Source organism: Nitrosomonas sp. sh817 (genome assembly GCF_030908545.1).
GTDB lineage: Bacteria > Pseudomonadota > Gammaproteobacteria > Burkholderiales > Nitrosomonadaceae > Nitrosomonas.
The window spans coordinates 3,017,854-3,043,407 of record NZ_CP133083.1 but is presented as its reverse complement, the minus strand read 5'-3'; the positions used below and the strand labels follow the sequence as shown (position 1 = coordinate 3,043,407).

Here is a 25,554-nt window from a genome sequence, read left to right as displayed (position 1 = left end):
GAATGCTTGCGCCACATATCAAGAAAAAAGTCGATGAACTCTGGAATCGTTTCTGGGCAGCTGGACTCACTAACCCGTTGGTGGCTGTGGAGCAAATCACCTATCTGCTGTTTCTTAAGCGGTTGGAAGATATTGATCTCAAGCGTCAACAGCGCGGTTTTCCCTCTATCTACTTTGGTCATGAGACCTGCAAATGGAGTTACATCCGTCAGGAAAAAACCAACCCCGGTCACCTGATCAATGTGGTATTTCCTTGGCTGCGCGAGCTCGACAAGCATTTCACCGGCGCCAGTGCTGACGGCACCGAATTGGCCAGTCTCAATAATCGAATGGCGGATGCCTACTTTCAGCTTGACCCCAATAAAGGCAAAGTGCTGAGTGATGCCATCGATGCCATTGACCAACTGTTCGCCCGCGCCGGTGAAGGTTCTGCCGCCCAGGACATCATGGGCGACACATTTGAGTATCTGCTCAGTGAAATGGCTACAGCCGGTAAGAATGGCCAGTTCCGCACACCCCGTCATTTGATCCGCTTTATGGTCGAGCTGCTCGACCCTGAACCGGGCCAGCGCATCATCGACCCGGCCGCAGGCACGGGTGGTTTTCTGTTCAGCACCCAGCAGTATTTGATGCGCAAGTACTCGACGCCAGAAAATCTAGTGCTCGAATGGGACGGCACCCCGCACCGCACCGATGGCGCTGCCGCGACACCCGAGCAATACGCCGCGATTCACCAGGGTGCCAATTTTGTCGGTCTTGATAATGACCGCACTATGGCACGAATCGGCTGGATGAATCTGGTATTGCACGACATCCATGATCCCCACCTGTATCAAGCGGATAGCCTATCCAAGCGCGACCCCTCTAAACGCTCGACCGAGCTGTTGACATCAGAATGCTACGACTTCGTGCTCGCTAATCCGCCTTTTACGGGCACGGTGGATAGTAACGATCTGGAAAAAGACAGCAAGCTTTTCCCTCGCGCTGCTGATAAAGGCAAGAAAAAAGAGAACGCCCTCACCAACAAGAGTGAGCTGCTGTTTCTGTGGCTAATGCTCGATCTACTGCGAGTAGGTGGACGCTGTGCGGTCATCATTCCCGAAGGGGTGCTGTTCGGCAACACCGATGCCCACGTGCGCCTGCGCCGCGAACTGCTGACCGAGCACGTGGTCGAAGGCGTGATTTCCTTGCCCGGTGGTGTGTTTCAGCCTTATACCGGCGTTAAAACTTCTATTCTCGTTTTCCGCAAGGAAACCCGCCGCGACGACAAGCAAACTTTCACCGGCAGTGTTGCGCCGCGCACCGAGTACGTCTGGTTTTACGAAGTGGAAGAAGACGGTTATTCGCTCGACGCCAAGCGTAATCCCCGGCCTGGCCAGCGCAACGATTTATGGGATGGACTGGAAAAGTTTAAGCGCTGGCGGACCCACGGTCGCGAAGGCGCTCTACGCAACGAGAAAACGTTATTGCAACCGCGCTATTGGGCTGAACGCTGGCGGCAAGCACTGTTGCGAGATACAGCCGATAAACTTACACCTGCCGGCGAAGCCTTTTCCTCCTCACCTGACACCAATATGTGGGACGGGCAAGTATGGAGCATCCACGAGCTGTTTCCCGGATTGCCATCCGACCCGAAAGAAGCGGAAAGCACAGTACGACAAGACGTAGGGACTACATTACGTAACCTCGTTATTGGTTATTTTGCCGCGGCGGCCAAGTCGGTCCTGGATCAATGGCAGGCCGATCAGGCGATGACAAAGGAACAACTTCTAAGCCAATGGCAAAAAGCGATCAAACTGCCGCTGCAAGAGTTCAACCGCGCGACAAAAAATGTGCAATGTTTTTTCGAGCCGGAAGATTCGCCCGCACTGGCGATATGGAAGGATTTGACTAAAAACGGATTAGCGGATGGGCTTGACTATCATAAGAACGCAGTCATAAATCCCAAAACGGTTCCATTTCTTAATTATGGTTCTCCGCCAGACATCATTAAGCGTATCGAAATTTGCGCGCGTGAAGTAGCCAAGCTCGATGGCTTTGACGTTAACCTACGTAGCTTGGCAGTTGATCAGGCAGCCGAGCTGAAAGCGGCCAAGCACTGGGTGGTGCCGGTACGCGCTTGGGCGCGCAACGACAAATGGGAATCAGACGACGGCAAACTGATCGGCTCGCACGATGCCGATGGCTTGGTGCGTCCCACTTATGTTAAGGCGATGCTCGCAAACGGCCTGTATGATGAGAAAGGCTGGCTCAAAGACGGTCTACTCGACCCGGACTGTATTGAATCCCGTAATTGGAATCTCTCCGCCGGGCAATACAAGCCATTCGATTTTACTCAGCTCAAGAGTGACAAGAGTGTGGCCGAGTTGATTAGCGAGCTTAAGGCCACGGAACAGCAGATTATCAATGGACTAGACAAGTTGCTGGCGATGGTGGAGGGGCGGGAATGAAATTGCCGGAAACTTGGGTGCAAGCCCGACTTTGCGATGTGCTAATTCGTATCGAAACAAAAATTGACCCACAGACATCGGGCTCTGCAAATCACTTCTATGTTGGACTTGAACACATTGAATCCCACACCGGGAGATTGCTTCGTGATATACAAGATTTTACGGAAAGTAGCGACATCCTTAGCATTAAGGCGGCATTCCAGAAAGGCGATATCCTATATGGCAAGCTGAGGCCGAACTTGAACAAAGTGCATGTCGCCGAGCAGGACGGTATTTGTAGTACTGATATCTGGGCGTTGCGAACCTCAGATCAACTACTAGTCGAATTTGCACTTCGGTATTTGAGGTCACCAGCTATTTATGTGCATGCTGCTCAGTTAGCCGCTGGTGCAAACTTGCCGCGTCTCTCTGCTGATGCGTTCGATCGACTTTCTATTCCACTTCCTACACTTCCCGAACAGCAACGCATCGTCGAGGTGTTTCGGCAGGCGGAGGCCTTTGGAGAAAACCGGAATACCACAGAAGATACTTTGCAGGAATTGACCTGCGAGTACTACAACACACTTTTTGGTGATGTGGTGCGGAATGAAAAAGCATGGACTATTCGCAAGATTGGGCAAGTCTCCGAGGTTGTTCGGGGCAGCTCGCCACGCCCTCAAGGTGATCCTCGATTTTTTGGTGGATTGATACCACGGTTGATGGTGTCTGACCTCACCCGTGACGGTTTGTGGGTCAATGCCATTACGGATTCTTTGACCGAGGAGGGGGCCAAATCCAGTCGCCTGATGTCTGCTCAATCGGTTGTTATCGCAGTCAGTGGAGTACCGGGTCTCACCGCAATCTTGAATCACGATGCCTGCATTCACGACGGTTTCGTTGGTCTGAGAGACCTCCGAAACGACTTATTGCCTGAGTTCGTGGCTTATACACTGAACCTGCTGCGCGCTAGAATCGATCAACAAGCTGTTGGAGCTGTATTCCGGAATTTGACAACCGATCAAGTGAAAGTCATTTCTATCCCAGTTCCACCACTTGATTTCCAGCAGCAGTTCTGTGATTTCCTGTTGCAGGTACGAGCTGTGCAGCAATACATCGCCAAATCGAGGCGGCTATTGAGCGAGTTGTTCAATTCCCTAACCGTAGAAGCCTTTTCCGGAGAACTTACGGCAAGCTGGCGTGAGCGCCATCAAGATGAACTCATTGCCGCTGCTACTGCCCGCGATACTCTATTACGCGAACGCGGTGCCAAGATCATCAATGCTAGTGCCAAAGCTGTGGCCACCGTTACGGCTCAAACGGATGCGACGGTGTGTCCTGCCCGCCACTGGTTGCTAGGCGAGCTTAGCGAATTTCAGCGGCAGGTGTTGGTTGCATTTTCTCTGTACTGTGAACAAACCGGCCACCCTTTGCTGGCCGAAGATCCGGATGTATTTGCCGGTTTTTGTGATGATGAGCAGGTGGCCGAACGACTGCAAGCTTTCGGTCCAGCACTGAACAATCGCATCCGCCGCACGCTCGGTCAACTTGCGGCCTTGGGTCTGATCGCCAAAGTAACGTTACCCAAGCAGAATCTCGAAACCGGTGAGCGCGAATATCTGAAGGCGTTCCGCCCGCTGCGGACGGAAGAATCTACGCGTCTTGCCGATGTGGAGAATTTACGCAAGGCGCTGGGAGAGCAGGAGGGTTCTGCATGAGGCTGCGATACCTGCACTTGCAGAATTATCCGCCGATCACGGATATCAAGATATGCTTTGCCAGTGGTTCGCCGTTGGCGCGTGAATGCGCCATTCGTTTTGTTGTGGGTCTCAATGGCAGTGGTAAATCCAATCTGCTGCGTGCGGTGGCCGAAGTGTTTTTGGCGCTGGCAGATCAGCGCTTGCCGCCGTTTCCCGCCACTCTCATATACGAGCTTGGATACCGGGGCCGATCGGATCACTTTACGTTTGTTTTGGATTTTCCGGGCAAGAAGTCTCAGGCGGCAATATGGATGGCCGAAGGATGGCATTGGGATGATTCGGACACAGCTGACAAATTTGAAGAAACCATTCAACAGCTCCGCGAAACTGGACAGGCTGATCATTTCCGTACATATATTCCGCGCGGTATGTGGCCACAGAACGCAGACATTGCGATGCCGAAAGCCGTGCTGGCTTATACCACCGGCGACCTCGAGCCTTGGCGTTCGATTTGGAGCCGAAATCAGGATGCACAGGGTTTGTTTGATTCTAGTGATGAAGTTTTGGGCGATGAACGTCCCGCAGACTGGACCAATGCTCAAGAGTTGGCATTGGAAGCCGCACGGCAAGAATCTTCTCTTGGAGCACCGAACAAAATACCCATCGATCCCGATTTATTCCGCCGCCCCATCCTGCTGGATGATACTTTGCTCAAATGTGCATTGTTGGCAGTAGCGTTACCCCAAGCTTTTGTAGAAACAGCAGATTACCCGGGACGAACCGAGTTTGATGCCGCAATGGCCAAATTCCTTCACCGCAACGATAACAAGAATGCGCTACAAGAACTGTTGGAACGGGGCGGTTGGCACCATCTGGTGTCGGTGAGTTTTCGTAGCTGTTTACAAGTGGATAACTGGGATCGCAAGCTGCGCGAAACTGCGCATGACTGGTGGTTGTGTGCGGGTGAGGTTATTGCTGAGCCGCATCCATTTGAAGTGCGCCGACTATTGATCTATGACCTGAAGGGCACATGTAATTTACAAGACTCCTCAACACGCACTGTCGATCTGAGCACAAGCTTCACTCAAGGTGAAGCTTTGTGGACTTTACTTGGTGGCGCCGAAAATGCTACTCCTTTCGATTTGTTTAAGCGCTTGCTGGAGTTGAATCAAGCTGGCTTGTTTGACGAGGTGCTGTTGCGTTTGCGCCGACAACCAATTCCCGAAACCGGTACAGATACAAGTGAACAGGATATCGGCGTGCTGCGCTACGAGGATTTGTCGGATGGCGAACGGATGGTATTGGGGCGCATGGCATTGTTTCATTTGCTGGAAAGCCAGCAAGATGCGTTGCTGCTACTTGATGAACCGGAAACGCATTTCAATGATCGATGGAAGCGTGAAATTGTAGATATCATTGATAGTGCTATTGGCGATACTGCCAACGATGTTCTGATTTCGACCCACTCTTCCATCATGCTCTCGGATGCATTCGACAACGAAATCGTAATGGTAGAAAAAACGGCGAATGGATCGAGGATACGCAGTGTCACCGATTCAACGTTTGCCACCGATCCCAGTGCGCTGATGATGACCGTTTTTGACGCCGATGACAGTATTGGCAAGCGAGCGCAGGCGTTTATCGAACAAAAACTGCGCCAAGCTACCGGTACACCCGCAGAGATTGCAGTTTTAGATCGATTGATTGAGCACATGGGATCCGGGTTTTATCGTAGCGAATTGCGCACTTTGTTGAATATGTGGCGGAGCAAGAATGCTTAAGCCCATTCATTATGTTTCCTGCTCTCCTGCATTGGCGGCGTGTCAGCGATTGATGCAGAAATTTTCCCTATGGTTATGCGAGGCGAATGTTCATGCTGCAGATATCACTCCGGATAATCTGAAAGCTCGAATGCCAAGTCACATTGAGGCGGAGTGGTTGTGGAAATTTCTGAGCCGAAAGACGGAAGGTGACACATTGTTGCGGCGATCATGTGATATCGCTAACTTGAGCAATCCTGAGAAGCAAGGATTAGCCAACTGGATTAATGCAGTCACAAACCTTGCACAACACTTCGGGCCTACCCCACCACCCGCATTGCCGTTTCAATATCCAAACGGTTGGGCTAGTCGAAATACATCATGGACGACCTTCAAAAATCTTCTGGTGGCATTCTATGAAGTTGGATTCAGGGAGGGTCTTCCTTATCGCGCTGACGGTTTACCGACAGATATTGCAGTTGAGCAAGTTACATACGAAAAATTTGTTACTGAATTCCGCAATACTCACAAACTTGATCCACATCCCGATTCACGGGAAATCTGTGTGCTTTGCGGTGGAGAGCTAGGTAAACCGGAAGTTGATCATTGGTTACACAAAGCGAGTTTCCCATTACTCTCCATTTGTGACAACAATTTATTGCCGATCTGTGCGGACTGCAATTCGGGAGAGGATACCAAAGGCCAGAAACCTGTTCATAACACTGGAGATTTTACTGATTGGTTTCACCCCTATCTACGTCACCCCGATGGTGCGTTGCGACTCAATTATGTTTTGCCAGATTTTGCAGTCAAATGCACGTCTGCATCACCTACAGATCAAGCTAAGGTCGATAACCTTGACAAACTACTCAACTTAACCCACCGATGGACTCTCGAGTTTAAGGCTGAATATCGGAAGAAGCAAAAGGAACTCAGCGATCTCAAGCGGCGTAGTCGAGGCCCTGATGACCTTGCGGCCCTACAGGCATGGCTAACTGACTATAGCGACAGCTTACTCGATAACGAGCCAGATTATGAGGTACATAAAGTTTTGAGCGATGCGATGCTTGAGCCTACACGCCTTGAAGCCTGGCACCGTGAATTGCAATCGTTGTCGTAACCGATATTGCGCAGATTATATTGGGGAGAGCATATGACTAAGAAACAAACTCCGAATGAGAAGCAACCTATTGCGATAACAGAAGGTGCCGAAGCTCCTTTTCTGCTTTATTCCGGCGATGATGAAAAAGTACATGTGCGAGTGCTCATCCACGCTGAATCTCTTTGGTTGACCCAGCGCCTTATGGCCGATTTGTTCCAGACTAGCGCGGACAATATCAACTTACACCTTAAGAATATATTTGCTGAGGGCGAGCTGGAGGAATCGGCAACTACCGAGGATTTCTCGGTAGTTCAGAATGAGGGCGGGCGGGCTGTCCGGCGCACGCTCAAACACTACAGCCTTGACGCCATTATTGCCGTTGGCTATCGTGTGAGCTCCAAGCGCGCTACCCAGTTTCGCATCTGGGCAACCCAGATCCTCAAAGAATATATTCGTAAAGGCTTTGTGCTGGATGATGAGCGGTTAAAGCAGGGAAAGCGAGTTTTCGGCGAAGATTATTTCCAAGAATTGCTCGAGCGGGTCCGCTCAATCCGGGCCAGCGAGCGACGTATCTATCAGCAAATCACTGACATCTTTGCCGAATGCAGTATTGATTACGATCCAAAATCGGACATCACGCAAAACTTCTATGCCATGGTGCAAAACAAGTTTCACTACGCCATTACCGGTCAGACCGCAGCCGAGATCATTCTGCAGAAGGCTGATTGTACTGCTCCTCACATGGGCTTACTTACTTGGAAAAATGCACCTCATGGCCGTATCCTCGCCTCAGATGTAACGGTCGCTAAGAACTATTTGACCGAACCGGAAATCAAGCGATTAGAACGTACCATTTCCAGTTTTTTCGACTATATCGAAAACATCATTGAAAACCGGCTTCAAATGAGAATGGCTGATATGGCCGAAAGTGTAGACAAGTTTCTAAGCTTTAACGAATTTGAAGTGCTGACACATAAAGGCCATGTGAGCAAGACGCAAGCTGATCAGAAAGCTTTATCCGAATATGCGGAATTCAATCGGACACAGAACATCGAATCCGATTTTGATCGAGTGTTGAAAGCAGCCAAAACTCTGGAGAATGGAAATCAGAAATCCAAAAGAACGAAACCTAATTCAGGGGAAAAATGATTTATGTATAGGATGTCACAGCATTGTCATCCCGTGTCAGTAACCGCATCAATTTGGGATGAATGAACAGCTTTTCGCGTCCCACGGTTCTTTCCTCAAGCACGCCGATGTCTGCCAGTTGTTTAAGATAGCGCGAAGCGGCTTGGCGTCCGGCGATGTTTTTTTCAACCAGGTTCTGAATCCGGCAGTATGGCAGATCGAAGATCAGATCGACCAGCTCGCGACTGTAGATTTTTGGTGCTTTCCGCTTCACATGGTCAATTGTCAATCCTGAGAGGGTACGGATTGCTGCGATCTTGGCAGTGGTCCAGTGTGCTGTGTCTTCGATGCCTTGCAGCAAGAAGATAATCCACGGTTCCCATGCTTGGTTGCGTGTGACATCGAGCAGCAGGCGGTAATATTCGGTTTTGTTCTTGATGATGTACCGGCTGAGGTAAAGAATCGGCAGCGTCAATAAATCTTCCTGGATCAGAAATAGACTATTCAGTACACGTCCAGTGCGGCCATTGCCATCGGTGAAAGGATGAATCGCCTCAAATTGATAATGTCCGGCTGCCATGCGGATCAGCGGATCGATTTCGTGTGTTTCGTGCAGGTAGCGTTCCCAGTTGGCTAATTTGGCACGCAACAGGTCTTCCCCAACAGGTGGCGTATAAATCACTTCGCCGGTGGCTTGATTGGCCAGTGCCGTTCCGGGTATGCGCCGCACCTGCATATCGACGCCCTTGATGCGGGTGCATACTTGTTCCGCAGTGCGGGTGTTCAGCGGGCGCTGCTTTAATGCTTGAAACCCTTCCAGCAGTGCGCTGCTATAGCGCAGGGCTTCGCGCGTGGCCGGGTCGGCGTACTCGTTCGCGTTTTGAAACTGAAACAACCGGTCTGTGGTGGTAACAATGTTCTCGATTTCCGAGCTGGCTTGGGCTTCAAGCAGCGGTAGGGTATTGATCAGAACGCCCTGATTGGGAATGAGTTCGGCAGCTTGCTTGAGTTCTGCCAGTGCGGCCCGGGCGGCGATGCATTGCTTAAGTACCGTGCGCGTTTCAAGCTCGGTTGCGGGAGGTAAAAGCGGAAGATCGTTGTAAGGTTGATCCGGACGCCAAGCTGTCATGGTTTAATTTCTACATTTTTGCGACACGTTGTCAGTTTATGTCGTCCGCAGCGACAGGTCAACTCAATATGTCGCAAATTTTCTGTTTTTGCGACATATTCGTTTGGGAAGCTCTGAAAAAGGTAGCGAGCGACGGACAGGCAAGGCGAAATCAGGTGAAAAAGCGCAATTTACAGATAGTAAATGAGCATTTTGAACCTGACTTCAACGCATCATGGCGGAGCGCAGTAGTTTTTCAGAGTTTCCTTAGACGTTAAAGCGGAAGTGCATCACATCGCCATCCTTGACGATGTATTCCTTGCCTTCGAGGCGCATTTTTCCGGCTTCCTTGGCGCCTTGTTCGCCGTTGTAAGTGACAAAGTCGTCGTAGCTGATGACTTCGGCGCGGATGAAGCCTTTTTCAAAATCGGTGTGGATGACACCGGCTGCTTGCGGGGCGGTGTCGCCTTTGTGGATGGTCCAGGCGCGGACTTCTTTGACGCCGGCAGTGAAGTAGGTTTGCAGCCCGAGCAGGTCGTAACCGGCGCGCACCAGGCGGTTGAGGCCGGGTTCTTCAAGGTTGAGGTCGGCTAGAAAGACTTGTTTGTCTTCGTCGGACAGTTCCGCGATCTCCGCTTCGAGTGCGGCGCAGATGGCGACGACGGGCGCGCCTTCCTTGGCGGCGTATTCTTGCACGCGGGTGAGCAGTGGATTGTTTTCAAAGCCGTGATCGTCGACGTTGGCGACGTAAATCGCCGGTTTGGCGGTCAATAAGCACAATGGCTGCAACAGGTGCTTTTGGTCTTTGTCGAGCTCGAGCGTTCTGGCGGGTTTGCCTTCGTTCAGGTGCGCTTGCACTTTTTCCAGCAAGGCGCACAACTTGATCGCATCCTTGTTGCCGGATTTGGCGACTTTGGATTCGCGCAGCAGCGTTTTTTCCACTGTGGCGAGGTCGGCCAGCGCCAGCTCGGTTTGGATTACTTCGATATCGGAGATCGGGTCGACCTTGCCGGCGACGTGCACGACGTTGTCATCGGCGAAGCAGCGCACCATGTTGACGATGCCGTCAGTTTCTCGGATGTTGGCGAGGAATTTGTTACCCAGTCCTTCGCCTTTGGACGCACCCGCGACCAGCCCGGCGATATCGACGAATTCGACGATGGCCGGTTGCACTTTTTGCGGTTTGACGATATCGCTGAGTTTTTGCAGGCGCGGATCCGGCACTTCGACGATGCCGACATTCGGATCGATAGTGCAGAATGGATAATTTTCCGCGGCGATGCCCGCTTTGGTCAACGCATTAAACAAGGTGGATTTGCCGACATTGGGCAAGCCTACGATTCCGCATTTCAGACTCATGACCGGTTTCTCATTAAAAAGGGTTAAATAACAATGTGATGAATTATTGCTGGAATTTATGCTTTGGTGTGCAGTTTCAGCATCGCCGCTTCGCACGCGCCTTGCGCGATGAGTGGCCAGACTTCCAGGCTTTTTTGAATGGCTTCATCGATCAGCGGCGCTTCTTCCTTTCGCGGCGGGTGCAGCACATAACCGACCACGGCGTTGCGGTCGCCCGGATGACCGATGCCGATGCGCAACCGCCAGAAATCCTGCGTGCCCAATCTGGCCGCGATATCCTTGAGGCCGTTGTGTCCGCCCAAACCGCCGCCTTTTTTCAATTTGGCAACGCCGGGTTGCAAATCCAGTTCGTCATGCACCACGATGATTTCATCCGGCAGGATTTTATAAAACTGGCACAGCGCGGCAACCGATTGACCGCTGCGGTTCATGAACGTTTGCGGTTCCAGCAGCCACACGTCGAGATCTTTTTGGCGGACTTGCGCGCACAAGCCGTGAAAGCGCGTTTCCAGCTTGAGCGATACTTGCAGCATGCGGGCGAGCTGATCGACCCAATCGAAACCGGCGTTATGCCGGGTTCCGTCGTATTCTTTGCCGGGATTACCCAAGCCAACGATCAGTTTCATGGCAACCATTGATTTGACTGAGACCCATACCCCTAAAAGAAAAATCTGCTGGTTTGATGATCAACGCCAGCAGATTTTTCCAATTTCCAGTACAACGCGTGACGGTTTTTCGATACCGCTTATTTCTTCTCGCCGCCTTCTGCCGCAGCTGCTTCTTCAGAAAGTGCCGAACGCGGAATAACGATTGTCGCCACCGGCAAGTTTTCACCTTTGGCTAATGCCACGGTTTCAACGCCTTTAGGCAGTACCAAATCGCTCAAGTGCAGCGTGTGGCCAGCAGTTAGCTCGGCCAAATCCACCGAAATGAATTCCGGTAAGTCCCCTGGCAAGCAACTGATATCGACTTCGGTGAGAATGTGCGACACGATACCGCCGGAGGTTTTCACACCGGGTGCAATTTCTTCGTTGATGAAGTGCAATGGCACCTTCATATGAATTTTCTTATTCTTGTCGACGCGCTGAAAGTCGACATGCAGCACTTGCTGTTTGAAGGGGTGCATTTGGATATCGCGTAACAGTACGGGTTCTTTTTTACCGTCAACGCTGATCGTCAGGATCGACGCATGAAACGCTTCGTGTTTGAGATTGTAAAACAAATCCTTATGATTCATTTCAATGGATTGTGCCGGGGCTTCGCCGCCGTAAATAACCGCCGGAACGATGCCGCTGCGACGCAGGCGGCGGCTCGCACCCTTTCCCTGCAATGTGCGCTTGTCGGCGCTGATTTCAATTTTCATTGTATGACTCCTGAGTGATGGTTTGTTCGCGACCAAACAAACCGGTTAATAAAACGATTATGGCTATTCCATGAATAGCGAACTTAATGAACTTTCATTGCTGATCCGCAGCATCGTTTCCGCCAGCAAGCTGGCGATGCTTAATTGGCAAATGCGGTCACAAGCCATCGCATCCGCGCGCAACGGAATGGTATCGGTAACCACCAGTTTGTCTAATGCGGAATTTTGAATCCGCTCCACCGCGTTGCCGGATAAAACCGCATGGGTAGAATATGCAATGACCGATTTCGCGCCATGTTCTTTCAAGGCGTTGGCCGCTTGACAGAGTGTATTGGCGGTATCCACCATGTCGTCAATAATCACGCAAGTGCGATCCTTGACTTCACCGATGATATTCATGACCCTGGCTTCATTCGGCTTGGGACGGCGCTTATCGATGATGGCCAGGTCGCATTCCAAGCGCTTGGCCAAGTGCCGCGCCCGTACTACACCGCCAACGTCGGGCGATACCACGATCAGATTCTGATAATTATGTTTCCAGATATCGCCGAGCAAAATCGGCATGCCATAGATATTGTCAACCGGCATATCGAAGAAACCCTGAATCTGATCCGAATGCAAATCCATCGTCAGCAGGCGGTCGATTCCGACGGTGGTGAGCATATTGGCGACCACTTTTGCGGTAATTGGCACCCGAGCCGAACGCGGCCTGCGATCCTGGCGCGCATAGCCGAAGTAGGGAATGGCAGCGGTAATGCGGCTCGCCGATGCGCGTTTCAGGGCATCCACCATCACCAGTATTTCCATCAAACTGTCGTTGGTCGGCGCGCAGGTCGATTGCAGCACGAATACATCCTTGCCGCGCACGTTTTCGAGTATTTCAACCATTACTTCACCGTCACTGAAACGCCCGACGGTGGCGCGCCCTAGATGAATATTGAGATGCTTGACAGCATCTTCCGCCAATTTGGGATTGGCAGTGCCGGTAAAAACCATCAAACTGTCATAGGCCATGTTATTTCTTTGCAATAATCAGTTTGAAAAATAGTAAAGGTTTTCCACTTAACTCGAATTTTTCTCAATAAAAGAAACTGGCAGGGGAGGTAGGGATCGAACCTACGAATGCCGGAATCAAAATCCGGTGCCTTACCACTTGGCGACTCCCCTAAATCTTTGATTCAATGATTTTTTGAATCGGATGGTAATCTAATCCTTTTGCTACAAACCCTTTGACATCATTGGGAATTTTTTCCAATGCGGCTTGTGCTGCCGGTTCTGAAGCAAATTCTGCAAAAACGCACGCTCCTGAACCGCTCATGGCTGCTATTGTAGTATTTTCCAGTTTCTTTAGCCACTCCAAACATCTCGCGACCTCAGGGTATAAGCGGCAAACGACCGATTCTAGATCGTTATGTCCTTGCCAGACGGAAAAGGGCGGTATTTTGATCGGTATTGTGTTTCGTGTCAATTCCTTACTGCCAAAAATCTCTGCGGTTGATACTGCAACGGATGGTACCAGAACCAGATACCAGGCGGGCGGGAGTTCAATCGCGGATAACTTCTCGCCGACACCTTCGGCAAACGCATTTTGACCGAAAATGAATACCGGAACGTCGGCGCCCAATTGCAATCCCAGTTCGAGCAAGCGCGCTTGGCTCACATTGGCTTGCCATAAATGATTCAGTGCTACTAATGTGGTCGCGGCATCCGAACTGCCGCCGCCGAGACCGCCGCCCATCGGAATTTGTTTGTGCAAAAAGATATCGACGCCTGCCGTGACGGCGGCTTCGCGCTGCAATAACGTGGCGGCGCGAACGCATAAATCTTTGTCTTCGGGCACACCGGGAATCGGGGTGTGCAGTTTGATAATACCGTCGGGCCGCAACCGGAAACTGAGCTGATCTGAATAATCAATCAGGCGGAATACGGTTTGCAACAAGTGATAGCCATCCGGCCGGCGGCCGGTTACGTGTAAAAAAAGATTCAGTTTTGCCGGAGCGGGAAAGGTATGCATGGGCGAATTAGTTGACTTTCCAGTTATCAACGATCAAGCGGATTTTCAGTTTCTGATTTTCGAAGAACAAGCTGATGTTTTTTGGCAACGGCGCCGTACTGAACGAGGTTTGGGTAAAACTATTGTAATGGATGTGCCAGCCGTCTTGCCGGATTGTGAGAAGCTGATTTTGCCGGTCCAGATCTTTTTCAGCGGCGGTCAGTGGTGAATGCAATCCTTGAATCCAATACCGCAAGCCATCGAGCGGCAATCGCCAGCCGAGAATCTGTTCCGTCAAAGCTTCGACATCGTTGGCATAGTAGCCTTCCATTTTGGAAGTAATTAAACGAACCTCTTCAGCATCCCGGGTGATTTCCGCGACCGCCTGGCCCAATGGGGTGAATAACAGAATTTCGTCGTTCGCGGCAAAGTGTGTCCAGCGGAAACTGCCGGAAAAACTTTGTTTTTCGTCTTGGATTGCGATGCGGCCTAAAATATTAAAATCATAGGCTGGCGTTTTCTGCGCGGATGTTGCGGGATCGAATAATACGGTAGTGGCAACCGCATCGGATGGTGTTACTGTTGGAATGGTTTTGCAACCGTGCAGCAGAATTATCAGGCAACCGATCAAAATTCCCGGAAGAATGTTCCGCTGGTTTATTCGAAGCCACATCACAGGCTGTTTGGATTTTCTCAATTCATTACAACGATTATCAATCTGATTCCTCAAGCCGCGCGCACCGGGCGGCAGACGCTAGCTACTGGCGGTTCTATTGGTTTGTTGATAATCCGGCAGAACAATATTCAGTTCCAATGTTTCCTGATTTTCATCCTGTTCAAAATTTATTGATATCGCGTCTTGATCGACATTTACATATTTTCGGATGACTTCAAGCAATTCCTTTTGCAATTGCGGTAAATACGATGGTTGATTGCGGTATTTACGCTCGTGCGCGACAAGAATTTGCAGCCTTTCCTTGGCTACTGACGCAGTCTTGGGTTTGGAAGATCTAAAATAGTCAAGTAAGCTCATTTTCTTCCTCCAAAAAGTCGCTTGAGAAATCCCTGTTTACCATCGATAAATCGATGCGGACGTTTCTCTCCTAAATATCGCGCAACGACATCGGCGTAAGCTTGACCGGCTTCGCTTTTTTCATCCAGTATGACCGGCATCCCGGCATTGGATGCGGATAAGACCGATTTTGATTCGGGGATGATGCCCAATAGCTCCAAAGACAGTATTTCCTGCACGTCTTCCAGGCTTAACATCTCTCCCAATTTGACCCGGTCCGCATCGTAGCGGGTCAGCAATAAATATTCCTTGATCGGTTCTTCATTTCTTTCGGCCCGGCGTGATTTACTGGAAAGAATGCCGAGCATGCGGTCGGAATCCCGCACCGATGAAATTTCAGGGTTGGTGACGACAAAAGCGTCGTCGGCGTAATAAAGCGCTAAATTGGCGCCCTTTTCAATACCGGCGGGTGAATCGCAGACAATGTACTCAAAATCCTTGGATAATTCATCTAAAACCTTACCCACGCCTTCTTGCGTCAGCGCATCTTTGTCGCGCGTTTGCGAGGCCGGCAGGATATACAGCAGGTTGCAGTTTTTATCGCGGATCAGCGCTTGATTGAGGCTGGCTTCACCATTGATCACATTGATAAAATCATAGACTACCCGGCGTTCGCAGCCCAAAATTAAATCCAGGTTGCGTAATCCCACGTCGAAATCGATAACAGCCGTTTTGTGGCCTTTTTTCGCTAATCCCATGGCAATCGCTGCGCTCGTTGTGGTTTTGCCGACGCCCCCCTTGCCCGATGTCACGACTATAATTCTTGCCAATTGCGCCTCCTTTACTGTTTGGTCTTAAGCGATTTCTTTAATGATCAATGCATGATCCTGAAGGTAGATCTGTACCGGATTTTTATAGGTTTGCTTGTTGATATCCTCGCTGGTTTTATAGTCGCCAGCGATCGATATAAGCTCCGCCTGCAAATCGAAACAAAAAATTCTGGCGGCGGTATTTCCATGCACACCCGCCAGTGCACGTCCACGCAGGGTATTATAGACATGTATGTTGCCTTCAGCCATTATTTCGGCACCGGCGCTGACCTGCGACAGAATGATCAAATCACCGGATGCGTAGATGCGTTGCCCGGAGCGAATCGGATGGGTTACCAAGGTTGCTGCCGCAGGCACGGGCGGAATCGCAACCGGTTTTACCGGTTCTTTCGGCGGCTTGATTTCAGGTTGAATGCTGGTCTGTTGAACGGGTTCCTGTTTGGTTGGTTCGCCAATGACGATGGAACTCCCAAGATCGCGCACGGTATCGATAGGAATGAACAAGGCGCGAGCTTGCTGGTTTTGGTGTTCATTGCCGCCGCGGATGCCGACCGGGAAAAAACCTATCCTGCGGAGCAGATCAATGATATTGGAAAGATTCAATTCCAGATTCTGCTTATTAAGTTCCCGCAAATCGACGATGACCGGAGAATCTTTGAAAAATTCCGGGGCCAGATTTATCTTTTCATGCAAAGTCTGTTCAATGGCGGCGATGTTATTGGTAAAAAGAATCAGGATGGGAGAAAAAAAAGTGCTGCTTTTAAATTCCAGTGCTGGCGTTGAAGAAGTATTTAACATTTTCAGGGTTTACGATCGATAAGGGCACGGGTAATTCACGGCTTGTCGGAGCCGTTGCTGTTGTCAGGATGATATCACCGAACATGCCCGGTTTATGAAAACTTAATCGATGATTTTCTTTTTGGTAAGCCTTTTTAATGTTTCCAGCAAGACATCGTTATCCGGGTCTTTTTCCAAAGCGGCGCGCCAGATATTTTTAGCATCTTCTTTTGCGCCTTGTATCCAAAGCACTTCGCCCAAATGGGCGGCAATTTCAGGATCAGGCTTGGCGGCAAAAGCCAGATTCAAATAATTCAGACCTTCTGCAATATTACCCATGCGGTAGTATACCCACCCCAGACTATCCATGATATAGGGATCTTCGGGTGACAGTTCCAGAGCCCTTTTGATCAGATTCAGAGCTTCGGGCAATTGCTTGCCGCGATCGGCATAGCTGTACCCCAGCGCATTGTAGGCATGGGGGTTGTCGGGCCTGAGCTGAATCAGTTTGCGTAAATCTTCTTCGAGGATATTGAATTTGCCCAGTTTGTCGGCAGCCAAGGCGCGGTCATAGAGCAACTCGGGATAATCGGGCAATTTCTTTAAGCCGTCGTTCAGTAAGTTGAATACTTCTTGATGGGCTTTGGTTCTGCGCAGGATTTGCGCTTCCGCCAGGATTAAATGCGCCGTTTGCTGATCATTGGCGGCCGGCAGGTTTTGCAGATGCGCACGAGCTTCTTTTAAAAAACCCTTGGTTGCGAGCAAATCGGCGTATCGGATTTGCGACGGTAGAAAGCGGCTGCCGCTTTTCACCATTTGATACGATTGCATCGCCATGTCCCCGCGGCCGGTTTCTTCGTAAATCTGGCCAAGATGAAAATGCACGGCGTTGGCATCTTTATAACCTAAGTCCAAGGCTTTTTTGAAACTGGATTCGGTGGTGTCGAAGTCGCCCATTTCGGCGGCTAATAATCCCGTTGCGAGTGTGATTTCCGGGTCGTTCGTATTATTGTCCAGTAACCATTGCACTTGCTCGCGCGCTTGATCCAGCTGGTTATCGCCGATCAATGAGCGCGTATAGGCAATGCGCACTTCGTTGGAAGCAGGAAACTTCTGTAAATAATCACGGTAGAAATTGCCGGCATCGGCGGCTGAAATCCGTTGCAGTATTCTGCCATTATGCACAGCCGCGACTTCCCAATCAGGGCGTAATTCCAGTGCGCGTTGCATTTCATCTTGCGCGAGCTGGTGCTGGTTGGCAAACCAGGCGGCTTGTGAAACCGCAAAATGAACTTCCGGAGAATCTTTATAAGGCCGGGACAGGTGCTGAACCAGCCGCAGCGTTGCCGCTCTGTCCGGATTGCGGGACAGCAGTTGATTCAGTTGCATGAACGCATTACCGACTTGATCGGTTTGCGATGCCAATAATTTTTCAAGATGCGGTTTGGCTGCATCCAATTTACCGAGGTTCACCAACAGCGCGGCAATGGTCTGGCGGGCATCCGGTGAATCCGGCTCAAGTTCAATCCACATGGTTGCTGCCTGCTCGGCGGCTATGGGATTGCCCGCGTGCAGCGAAATTTCCGTTGCCCGTTTGGCGAGCCGCGGATCTCTGGTAGTCTTGGCGAGCTTGATATAGCGATTAACTGCGATGTCCAGATTACCGCGCTGCAAAGCGGTTTCACCGACTAAAAAATCGAACAGGACCGGGGCGGTCAGCTCTTGCTTGGGTAGGTTTCGATGACCCTCGTCATCTTGCTCGACGGATTCCCCGTTTTTATCTGTTGCCTGATTCGCAGGCATCTGCGCGCAGGCAGAAAGTCCAGATAGCAATAACACATATAGAAGTTTAAATTTCATGAGAAATCCGTTTGATTTTCGAATATTGGGTAAACCGTATCAGTTATTTACAGCGCTGTAGAAATTTATTAAAGCTCATCAATCTATTTGCATATCGTTTAATATCGCTGCGATTTGAGGCTGGGTGCTATTGTAACAAAGGCCTTCGATTACTATTGCCGGATAATAAAGTGAATAAATAGCTATTTAGCATAAGTAGTACTGATTGTCATCACGAAAAGCAAGGGAAGCGCTGAATAATTGACTGTGCAAGCGATTCGCTGCGTTGGCCGGCGCTCAGAAACTCGCTTATCGTTATGATATGCTTCGTTTCTTGCGCTTCACCCGTCTTGCATTTCATCATGCCCGGCGGATTAACCGGCGTTTCCTTAAACGCTGAGAACAGCATTAACTTATGAAAGTTCACAGTTCTATTGTTGCCGCGCGCGAATAAGCGTAACTTTTTTGCTATATTTTTTCATTTTTTATCATTGACACGATTGAAGAATCCTTATTTAAAATTGCTGCTGGTTTATCTGGCGGGCGCGGTAACGGTACTTGGTTTTGCGCCTTTCTACCTGTTTCCGGTGCCGGTCATGACGTTGGCGTGGCTGCTGGCGCTGTGTCATAAAAACCGGAATCCGCTCAAAAACGCCGCACTCGGCTTCAGTTTCGGCATGGGTTTGTTTAGCGCCGGCGTGACCTGGATTTATGTCAGTTTGCACGATTTTGGCGCGATGCCGATGCCGATCGCAGTGGTGGCATTGATCATTTTATGCGCGTACCTGTCGTTGTTCCCGGCTTGCGGTTTGTGGCTGTTAACCCGGCTGCGCGTGGCCTCGCCCTGGCTTTGGGGAGCATTGGCTGCGGCATTGTGGATGTTATCCGAATGGCTGCGCGGCACATTGTTTACCGGTTTTCCTTGGCTGGCGCTGGGTTACTCGCAAGCGCCGTACAGCCCTCTGGCGGGTTTTGCGCCGATTGTCGGCGTGTATGGTATTTCTTTGATTATCGTATTCAGCGCCACCTTGTTATTTTTCTGGATCGAGAATGTTCGCAGGAACTGGCGCTGGGGAGCGGCTTTGCTAACGATCTGGTTATGCGGCTTTGTGTTGCAGGCGATTAAGTGGGTGCAACCCGAGGGTGAACCGGTCACGGTCAGTCTGCTGCAAGGCAATATTTCGCAGGATTTGAAATGGCAAGCGGATCAGATCGAACATTCGATGGAAACCTACGCGCAGTTGATCCTGGAAAGCGACAGCCGGTTGATTGTGACGCCGGAAATATCGATTCCGTTGTTCAACGACGTAGTGCCGCCCGCGTATCTGGCATATATCGCCGAGCATGCCCGCAATGTCAAAGGCGATGTGCTGATCGGCCTGGCCGAGCGCGATCATACAGACGGCGATGCGTATTACAACACCATGTTCAGCCTTGGTTCCTCGCCGGAACAAAGCTACCGCAAGCATCATCTGGTGCCGTTCGGCGAGTACATTCCGTTCAAGCCGCTGTTCGGCTGGGTGATTCAAGTGCTGCAAATTCCGCTGTCGGATTTCTCGCGCGGCGGGCTGGATCAGCAACCGATGGCCATTGCCGGACAACGCGTGGCGATCAATATTTGTTACGAAGACGTGTTCGGTGAGGAAATCATCAATCAGCTACCGCAAGCGACACTGCTGGTCAACGTCAGCAACGATGCCTGGTTCGGCCGTTCGATCGGGCCGCAGCAACATTTGCAGATTTCACAAATGCGCGCCTTGGAAACCGGACGCTATATGCTGCGCGCGACCAACACCGGCGTCACCGCGATTATCGACGAACGCGGGCGGGTACTCGAGACCATCGAAATTTTCACCACAGCGGCATTGCACGGTGTGGCGCAAGGTTTTACCGGCGCAACACCGTACGTGCGGGTGGGCAATTATCCGGTGCTGGGATTGGCGGTGTTGTTATTGAGCATCGGATTGTTATCCGCCTTTCGCGCCGCGCAGAAAACCCGGTAAAATCCGCATGTTTTTAATTTAACGATATAACTCGACATTTTATGCCGACACTGACCTTTCAGGAAATCATTTTCACGTTACAGCGCTACTGGGCCAAACAGGGCTGCGCGATTCTGCAACCGTACGATATGGAAGTCGGCGCGGGCACCAGCCACACCGCCACTTTTTTGCGCGCCATCGGCCCCGAACCGTGGAAGGTGGCGTACGTGCAACCGTCGCGCCGCCCGAAGGACGGCCGTTACGGTGAAAACCCGAACCGCTTGCAGCATTATTATCAGTTTCAGGTGATACTGAAACCGGCGCCGAAAAACATCCTCGATTTGTATCTGGATTCGCTGCGCGAACTGGGTTTCGACCTGACGCAAAACGACGTACGGCTGGTCGAGGACGATTGGGAAAATCCGACGCTGGGCGCGTGGGGATTGGGCTGGGAAACCTGGCTGAACGGCATGGAAGTCACGCAATTCACCTATTTCCAGCAAGTCGGCGGCATTGATTGCAAGCCAATCACCGGCGAAATCACCTACGGACTGGAACGGTTGGCGATGTATTTGCAAGGCGTGGAAAGCGTGTTCGACCTGACTTGGACCAAGGGGCTGCGCTATCACGATGTGTATCATCAAAACGAAGTCGAGCAATCGAAATACAATTTTGAGGAAAGCGACACCGAGTTTTTGTTTCTGGCATTCGGCAAGCACGAAGCGCAAGCCAATCATCTGATCGGCAAGCAACTGGCATTACCGGCTTACGAGCAAGTATTGAAAGCCGCGCATACTTTTAATCTGCTCGACGCGCGCGGCGCGATTTCCGTCACCGAACGCGCCGCGTATATCGGCCGTATCCGCAACCTGTCGCGGCAAGTCGCCAAAGCCTATTACGACAGCCGTAAGAACCTCAATCCACCGTTTCCGCTGGCGCCGCGTGAATGGGTCGCGCAAATGCCCGATATGCAGGAATCCGCATCATGACCCAAAATCTGCTCGTTGAATTGCTGGTGGAAGAACTGCCGCCGAAATCGTTGAAACAACTCGGCAGCAGCTTTGCCGGTTTGCTCGCCGATAGTCTGAAAGCGCAAGGGTTGATCGCGCCCGATGCGGCAATCACGCCATACGCCACTCCCAGACGATTGGCGGTGCATATCGCCAACGTCGCGGCGCAAGCCGCCGATCAAGCGGTTACGCAAAAACTAATGCCGGTCAAAGTCGGTCTGGACGCGCAAGGTCAGGCGACACCGCCGTTATTGAAAAAACTCGCCAGTCTTGGTGCCGACGCCTCGGCTGTGCCGCAACTCAAGCGTGCGCTGGACGGTAAAACCGAAACACTGTTTCTGGATATCGTTGTGCAAGGCACGTTGCTGACCGACGGACTGCAAAAAGCCTTGCAGGATGCGATCAGCCAATTGCCGATTCCGAAAGTGATGACGTATCAACTGGCGGACGGCTGGCAGAGCGTGCATTTCGTGCGCCCGGTACATTCCCTAGTGGCGCTGCACGGTGCCGATATCGTACCGGTCAGCGTGCTTGGCCTGCAAGCTGGGCGCGAGACGCAAGGTCATCGCTTTGAGGCCAAAGTGAACCCTATTGTGCTGCACAACGCCGATAGCTACGCACAGCAACTGCAAACTGAAGGCGCCGTGCTCGCCGGTTTTGCCGAACGCCGCGCCGAAATCGCGCGCCAGCTCGCCGCCGCCGCTGCGAAAGAACATCTCACACCCATCGACGATGAGGCGTTGCTCGACGAAGTGACCGCGCTGGTCGAGCATCCGAACGTGCTGGTTGGCACATTTGATGCAGAGTTCCTGCAAGTGCCCCAGGAATGCCTGATTCTGACGATGAAGGCAAACCAGAAATATTTTCCGTTGCTCGATGCGCAAGGAAAGCTCGCCAACAAATTCCTGCTGGTCTCCAATGTCCGCCCGGCCGATCCCGCGCAAGTCATCGCCGGTAACGAACGCGTGGTGCGCTCGCGCCTCGCCGATGCCAAGTTTTTCTTCGATCAGGATCGTAAAAAAACGCTGGCATCGCGCTTGCCGGAATTGGATAAGGTGGTTTATCACAATAAGCTCGGTACGCAGGGTTTGCGCATGCACTATGTTCGCGAGATCGCTTATATGATTGGGAAACAATTAAACGCGGCAACTTCGGCACGCGAAGCGGCCGCGTTAGCAAAGGCCGATTTATTAACCGATATGGTCGGTGAGTTTCCGGAACTGCAAGGCATCATGGGACGCTACTACGCGCAACACGAAGGTCTGGGGGACGAGATTGCGTTTGCCATCGAGGATCAGTATAAGCCGCGTTTTGCCGGTGATGACTTGCCGCGTAACGATGCGGGAGTCAGCGTAGCGCTGGCGGATAAGTTAGTGACTTTGATCGATATGTTTTATATGGGCGAGGTTCCTACCGGAGATAAAGACCCATTTGCATTGCGCCGCCATGCACTCGGTGTTATTCGAATATTAATTGAAAAAAATTTATCGCTAAAATTGGACGAATTAATTCGATCAGCGATTAATATCCTTAAAGAGGATCAGTTTGCTCAGCAGTGGCTGTCAAATTGCAGTGATAAAACTCAAGAATCAATTATTTCGGTGACATGTCGGCGGAATGCATATGTACTACCCGATAGTGTTCCTGGAACGCAGGAAGAGATATTTACAAAATTATTTAATTTTGTTTACGAACGCCTCGCAGGTAACTTACGCGACCAAGGCTACACGCCGCAGGAAGTCGACGCTGTGCTCAGTTTGAATCCGCAGCAGTTAAGCGATATTCCCAAACGTCTCGCTGCCGTGCGGGCGTTTGCCGCATTGCCGGAAGCGGTTAGTCTGGCGGCGGCTAACAAGCGGGTCGGCAATATCCTCAAGAAGTCGGAAAGTGCTATCAGTGACAGCGTCGATACCGGTTTATTGCAAGAAGCCGATGAACAGGCGCTTTATCAGGCGTTGCAAGCTATTCAGCCGCAAACCGAAAAAGCTTTTGCCGCCGGTGATTACACCGCTTCATTGCAATTGCTGGCAACGCTGAAAACACCGGTTGATACTTTTTTCGATCATGTGATGGTCAATGTCGACGATGTGAAGCTGCGTAACAACCGGCTGGCGTTACTGGCGCAACTGCATCGCATCATGAACCGCATCGCCGATCTTTCCAAACTCGCGTCCTGATATGAAACTGATCATCCTCGACCAAGCCGGTGTCATCAATGAGAGCAGCGAAACTTTCGTCAAAACGCCGGAGGAGTGGATTGCGATCCCCGGTAGTTTGGAAGCGATTGCGCGGCTGACACACGCCGGTTACCGCGTGGTAATCGCCACCAACCAATCGGGCATTGGCCGCGGTTTGCTCGATATGGCGGCTTACAACGCCATCAACGACAAGATGCACAAAGCGGTAAATCACGCAGGCGGGCGTATCGACGCGATTTTTTTCTGCCCGCATACCAATGCGGATCAATGCAATTGCCGCAAACCGGCAACCGGGTTGTTTCAGGAAATCGTGCAACGCTACGGCGTCAATCTGAAAAATGTCATGGCTGTCGGCGATTCGTTGAAAGATTTGCAAGCCGCGGCGGCGGTCGGCGCAATTCCGGTGCTGGTGTTGACGGGTAATGGGCAGTTCACGCGCGACTCCACGGAAATTCCGGTGCATACGCAGATTTTTGACGATCTGGCGGCGGTGGCCGATGAACTGGTTGGCGAAGAATGAGCAAGTGGCCGGCCGTTGCGCGCTCAGCGCTGTATATGCTGCTGCAGATCATCATTACGCCACCGTATGCGATTCTGACGCTGGCGTGTTTCCCGCTGTCGCCGCATAACCGCTACCGCGTCACCTCGAGCTGGACGCGCATCATGTTGTTTCTACTGTGGCACCTGTGCGGGCTGCGTTACCGCATCATCGGCAAAGAAAACATTCCGGCATCGCCGAGCATTATTCTGTCCAAACATCAATCGGCGTGGGAAACGCTGGCATTTCAGGAAATCTTTCCGCCGCAAGTGTGGGTATTGAAAAAAGAGCTGCTGCGCATCCCGTTTTTCGGCTGGGGCTTGGCGATGACCAGCCCGATTGCGATTGACCGCAGCGCCAAGAAAAAAGCCCTGGAACAAATCGTCGATCAAGGTAAAGACCGGATCAAACAAGGTTTCTGGATCGTGGTGTTCCCTGAAGGCACGCGCATTCCGCCGGGACAGCGCGGCAAATACCGCATCGGCGGCGCCTGGCTGGCGACGCATACCAACGTGCCGGTGGTGCCGGTCGCGCATAATGCCGGGGAATTTTGGGGCAAGAATTCGTTCGTCAAACATCCCGGCACCGTCACCGTCAGCATCGGTAAACCGATCGATCCTACCGGCATGGAAGCCGGGGAATTGAATGCGCAGGTCGAAGCCTGGATCGAGGCTGAGATGTTGCGCATCGGTCAGATCAACCCGCAGCAATCCTAGCCGTGCCAACGCAAACCGCTACGCTTAACGGTCAGGCAATCAGTTACACCCTCACCCGCAGCCGGCGCAAAACAATCGGTTTACAAATCAGTCAACACGGCCTGCGCATCAGCGCGCCTTTACTCACGCCACTTTCCCATATCGACAGCGTGTTGCAGCAAAAAGCCGACTGGATCAAAAAAAAGCTGGATCAATGGCAAGCCAAAAAAAGCCTGACGCTCGACTGGTCGCTGGAAACCGCCTACCCGCTGCTCGGCGAACCCTGGCGCATCGCTATGAAACCAATCGGCGAACTCGCAATGATCCAGTCATTCAGTCAGGAATTAGCGCAACCGCCCGCCATCGAACTCACGCCTCGCCAAATTGAAACCTTCGTGATGAGCTGGTATCAACAGCAGGCGATCACCTGCTTCCAACAGCGCATCGCAATCTACGCCCCGGCATTGAATTTAACCACCCCGCCCTTCCGCCTTTCCCAAGCCAAAACCCGCTGGGGCAGCTGCAACAGCCGCGGTCTTATCACGCTAAACTGGCGCTTGATCCAACTGCCATTGCATTTGGTGGATTATGTGGTTGCCCACGAACTCGCGCACCTGATCGAGATGAATCACTCGAAAGCGTTTTGGGAAGTGGTGGGGAGGGTTTGTCCGGGGTATCGGGAAGCTCGGAGGGAGTTGAAGGGGGTATGGTTGATAGATACATGGTAACGTTGT

General features: G+C 51.5%; 22 protein-coding genes and 1 tRNA gene. 11 read left to right on the top strand and 12 right to left on the bottom strand.

Features of this window, described 5'->3' with window-relative positions; translation table 11 throughout:
• The first annotated feature begins 2 nt into the window (after nucleotides 1-2).
• The 5 genes from RBH92_RS14440 to RBH92_RS14420 are packed head-to-tail and all read left to right on the top strand — an operon-like array spanning nucleotide 3 to nucleotide 8,137.
• The gene (locus RBH92_RS14440) at nucleotides 3-2,450 is read left to right on the top strand and encodes a type I restriction-modification system subunit M (RefSeq protein WP_307932686.1); all 2,448 of its coding nucleotides are present in this window, start codon (nucleotides 3-5) and stop codon (nucleotides 2,448-2,450) included.
• A complete protein-coding gene (locus tag RBH92_RS14435) occupies nucleotides 2,447-4,144 on the top strand; it encodes a restriction endonuclease subunit S (protein ID WP_307932685.1) in 1,698 nt (565 codons plus the stop codon). Before RBH92_RS14440 ends, RBH92_RS14435 begins: the two co-directional genes overlap by 4 nt.
• Entirely contained in the window at nucleotides 4,141-5,907 is a 1,767-nt protein-coding gene (locus tag RBH92_RS14430) for an AAA family ATPase (protein WP_307932684.1), read from the top strand. The genes RBH92_RS14435 and RBH92_RS14430 overlap by 4 nt, the downstream gene beginning before the upstream one ends.
• On the top strand, nucleotides 5,900-7,006 hold the full coding sequence (locus RBH92_RS14425; protein WP_307932683.1) for a hypothetical protein: 1,107 nt from the start codon (nucleotides 5,900-5,902) through the stop codon (nucleotides 7,004-7,006). Before RBH92_RS14430 ends, RBH92_RS14425 begins: the two co-directional genes overlap by 8 nt.
• A gap of 33 nt (nucleotides 7,007-7,039) precedes the next feature.
• On the top strand, nucleotides 7,040-8,137 hold the full coding sequence (locus tag RBH92_RS14420) for a virulence RhuM family protein (RefSeq protein WP_307932682.1): 1,098 nt from the start codon (nucleotides 7,040-7,042) through the stop codon (nucleotides 8,135-8,137).
• 1 nt (nucleotide 8,138) lies between these two features.
• Here RBH92_RS14420 and fic read toward each other — a convergent pair whose 3' ends face one another.
• The 12 genes from fic to RBH92_RS14360 form a co-directional block, all read right to left on the bottom strand.
• Nucleotides 8,139-9,245, bottom strand: a complete 1,107-nt coding sequence (gene fic / locus RBH92_RS14415) for a protein adenylyltransferase Fic (RefSeq protein WP_307932681.1) — start codon at nucleotides 9,243-9,245, stop codon at nucleotides 8,139-8,141.
• Nucleotides 9,246-9,491: 246 nt separating this feature from the next.
• A complete protein-coding gene (gene ychF / locus RBH92_RS14410; protein ID WP_307932680.1) occupies nucleotides 9,492-10,583 on the bottom strand; it encodes a redox-regulated ATPase YchF in 1,092 nt (363 codons plus the stop codon).
• Nucleotides 10,584-10,639: 56 nt separating this feature from the next.
• Entirely contained in the window at nucleotides 10,640-11,209 is a 570-nt protein-coding gene (pth, locus tag RBH92_RS14405; protein WP_374049940.1) for an aminoacyl-tRNA hydrolase, read from the bottom strand.
• A gap of 119 nt (nucleotides 11,210-11,328) precedes the next feature.
• Entirely contained in the window at nucleotides 11,329-11,946 is a 618-nt protein-coding gene (locus RBH92_RS14400; RefSeq protein ID WP_307932678.1) for a 50S ribosomal protein L25/general stress protein Ctc, read from the bottom strand.
• A 63-nt stretch (nucleotides 11,947-12,009) separates the two neighbouring features.
• Nucleotides 12,010-12,960: a ribose-phosphate pyrophosphokinase gene (locus RBH92_RS14395; RefSeq protein WP_307932677.1), complete on the bottom strand. Its 951-nt coding sequence runs from the start codon at nucleotides 12,958-12,960 to the stop codon at nucleotides 12,010-12,012.
• Between the two features lie 78 nt (nucleotides 12,961-13,038).
• Nucleotides 13,039-13,113, bottom strand: a tRNA-Gln gene (locus RBH92_RS14390).
• A complete protein-coding gene (gene ispE, locus RBH92_RS14385; protein WP_307932676.1) occupies nucleotides 13,112-13,960 on the bottom strand; it encodes a 4-(cytidine 5'-diphospho)-2-C-methyl-D-erythritol kinase in 849 nt (282 codons plus the stop codon). The genes RBH92_RS14390 and ispE overlap by 2 nt, the downstream gene beginning before the upstream one ends.
• Before the next feature lie 7 nt (nucleotides 13,961-13,967).
• A complete protein-coding gene (lolB, locus tag RBH92_RS14380; RefSeq protein WP_307932675.1) occupies nucleotides 13,968-14,636 on the bottom strand; it encodes a lipoprotein insertase outer membrane protein LolB in 669 nt (222 codons plus the stop codon).
• Nucleotides 14,637-14,693: 57 nt separating this feature from the next.
• Nucleotides 14,694-14,972, bottom strand: coding sequence for a cell division topological specificity factor MinE (gene minE / locus RBH92_RS14375; RefSeq protein WP_292922336.1), 279 nt, complete (start codon nucleotides 14,970-14,972; stop codon nucleotides 14,694-14,696).
• Entirely contained in the window at nucleotides 14,969-15,781 is an 813-nt protein-coding gene (gene minD / locus RBH92_RS14370) for a septum site-determining protein MinD (protein WP_292922338.1), read from the bottom strand. The genes minE and minD overlap by 4 nt, the downstream gene beginning before the upstream one ends.
• Before the next feature lie 24 nt (nucleotides 15,782-15,805).
• A complete protein-coding gene (gene minC, locus RBH92_RS14365; protein ID WP_307932674.1) occupies nucleotides 15,806-16,579 on the bottom strand; it encodes a septum site-determining protein MinC in 774 nt (257 codons plus the stop codon).
• Between the two features lie 102 nt (nucleotides 16,580-16,681).
• On the bottom strand, nucleotides 16,682-18,418 hold the full coding sequence (locus RBH92_RS14360) for a tetratricopeptide repeat protein (protein ID WP_307932673.1): 1,737 nt from the start codon (nucleotides 18,416-18,418) through the stop codon (nucleotides 16,682-16,684).
• A gap of 479 nt (nucleotides 18,419-18,897) precedes the next feature.
• On the opposite strand from RBH92_RS14360, the gene lnt reads away from it, so the two are divergent.
• Genes lnt through RBH92_RS14330 form a run of 6 tightly spaced genes read left to right on the top strand, consistent with a single transcriptional unit; the run spans nucleotide 18,898 to nucleotide 25,548 of the window.
• Nucleotides 18,898-20,400 carry an apolipoprotein N-acyltransferase gene (lnt, locus tag RBH92_RS14355; RefSeq protein WP_374049973.1) on the top strand — a complete coding sequence of 501 codons (1,503 nt, stop codon included), beginning with the start codon at nucleotides 18,898-18,900 and terminating at the stop codon, nucleotides 20,398-20,400.
• A gap of 41 nt (nucleotides 20,401-20,441) precedes the next feature.
• Complete coding sequence (glyQ, locus tag RBH92_RS14350) at nucleotides 20,442-21,368, top strand: glycine--tRNA ligase subunit alpha (protein WP_307932672.1); 927 nt, start codon at nucleotides 20,442-20,444, stop codon at nucleotides 21,366-21,368.
• Nucleotides 21,365-23,566, top strand: coding sequence for a glycine--tRNA ligase subunit beta (gene glyS / locus RBH92_RS14345; protein ID WP_307932671.1), 2,202 nt, complete (start codon nucleotides 21,365-21,367; stop codon nucleotides 23,564-23,566). The genes glyQ and glyS overlap by 4 nt, the downstream gene beginning before the upstream one ends.
• A gap of 1 nt (nucleotide 23,567) precedes the next feature.
• Nucleotides 23,568-24,107 (top strand): D-glycero-beta-D-manno-heptose 1,7-bisphosphate 7-phosphatase, encoded by a 540-nt coding sequence (gmhB, locus tag RBH92_RS14340; protein ID WP_307932670.1) that lies wholly within the window; start codon nucleotides 23,568-23,570, stop codon nucleotides 24,105-24,107.
• Nucleotides 24,104-24,841: a lysophospholipid acyltransferase family protein gene (locus RBH92_RS14335; protein ID WP_307932669.1), complete on the top strand. Its 738-nt coding sequence runs from the start codon at nucleotides 24,104-24,106 to the stop codon at nucleotides 24,839-24,841. The genes gmhB and RBH92_RS14335 overlap by 4 nt, the downstream gene beginning before the upstream one ends.
• Nucleotides 24,842-24,843: 2 nt before the next feature.
• Entirely contained in the window at nucleotides 24,844-25,548 is a 705-nt protein-coding gene (locus tag RBH92_RS14330) for a M48 family metallopeptidase (RefSeq protein ID WP_307932668.1), read from the top strand.
• Nucleotides 25,549-25,554: the final 6 nt, after the last annotated feature.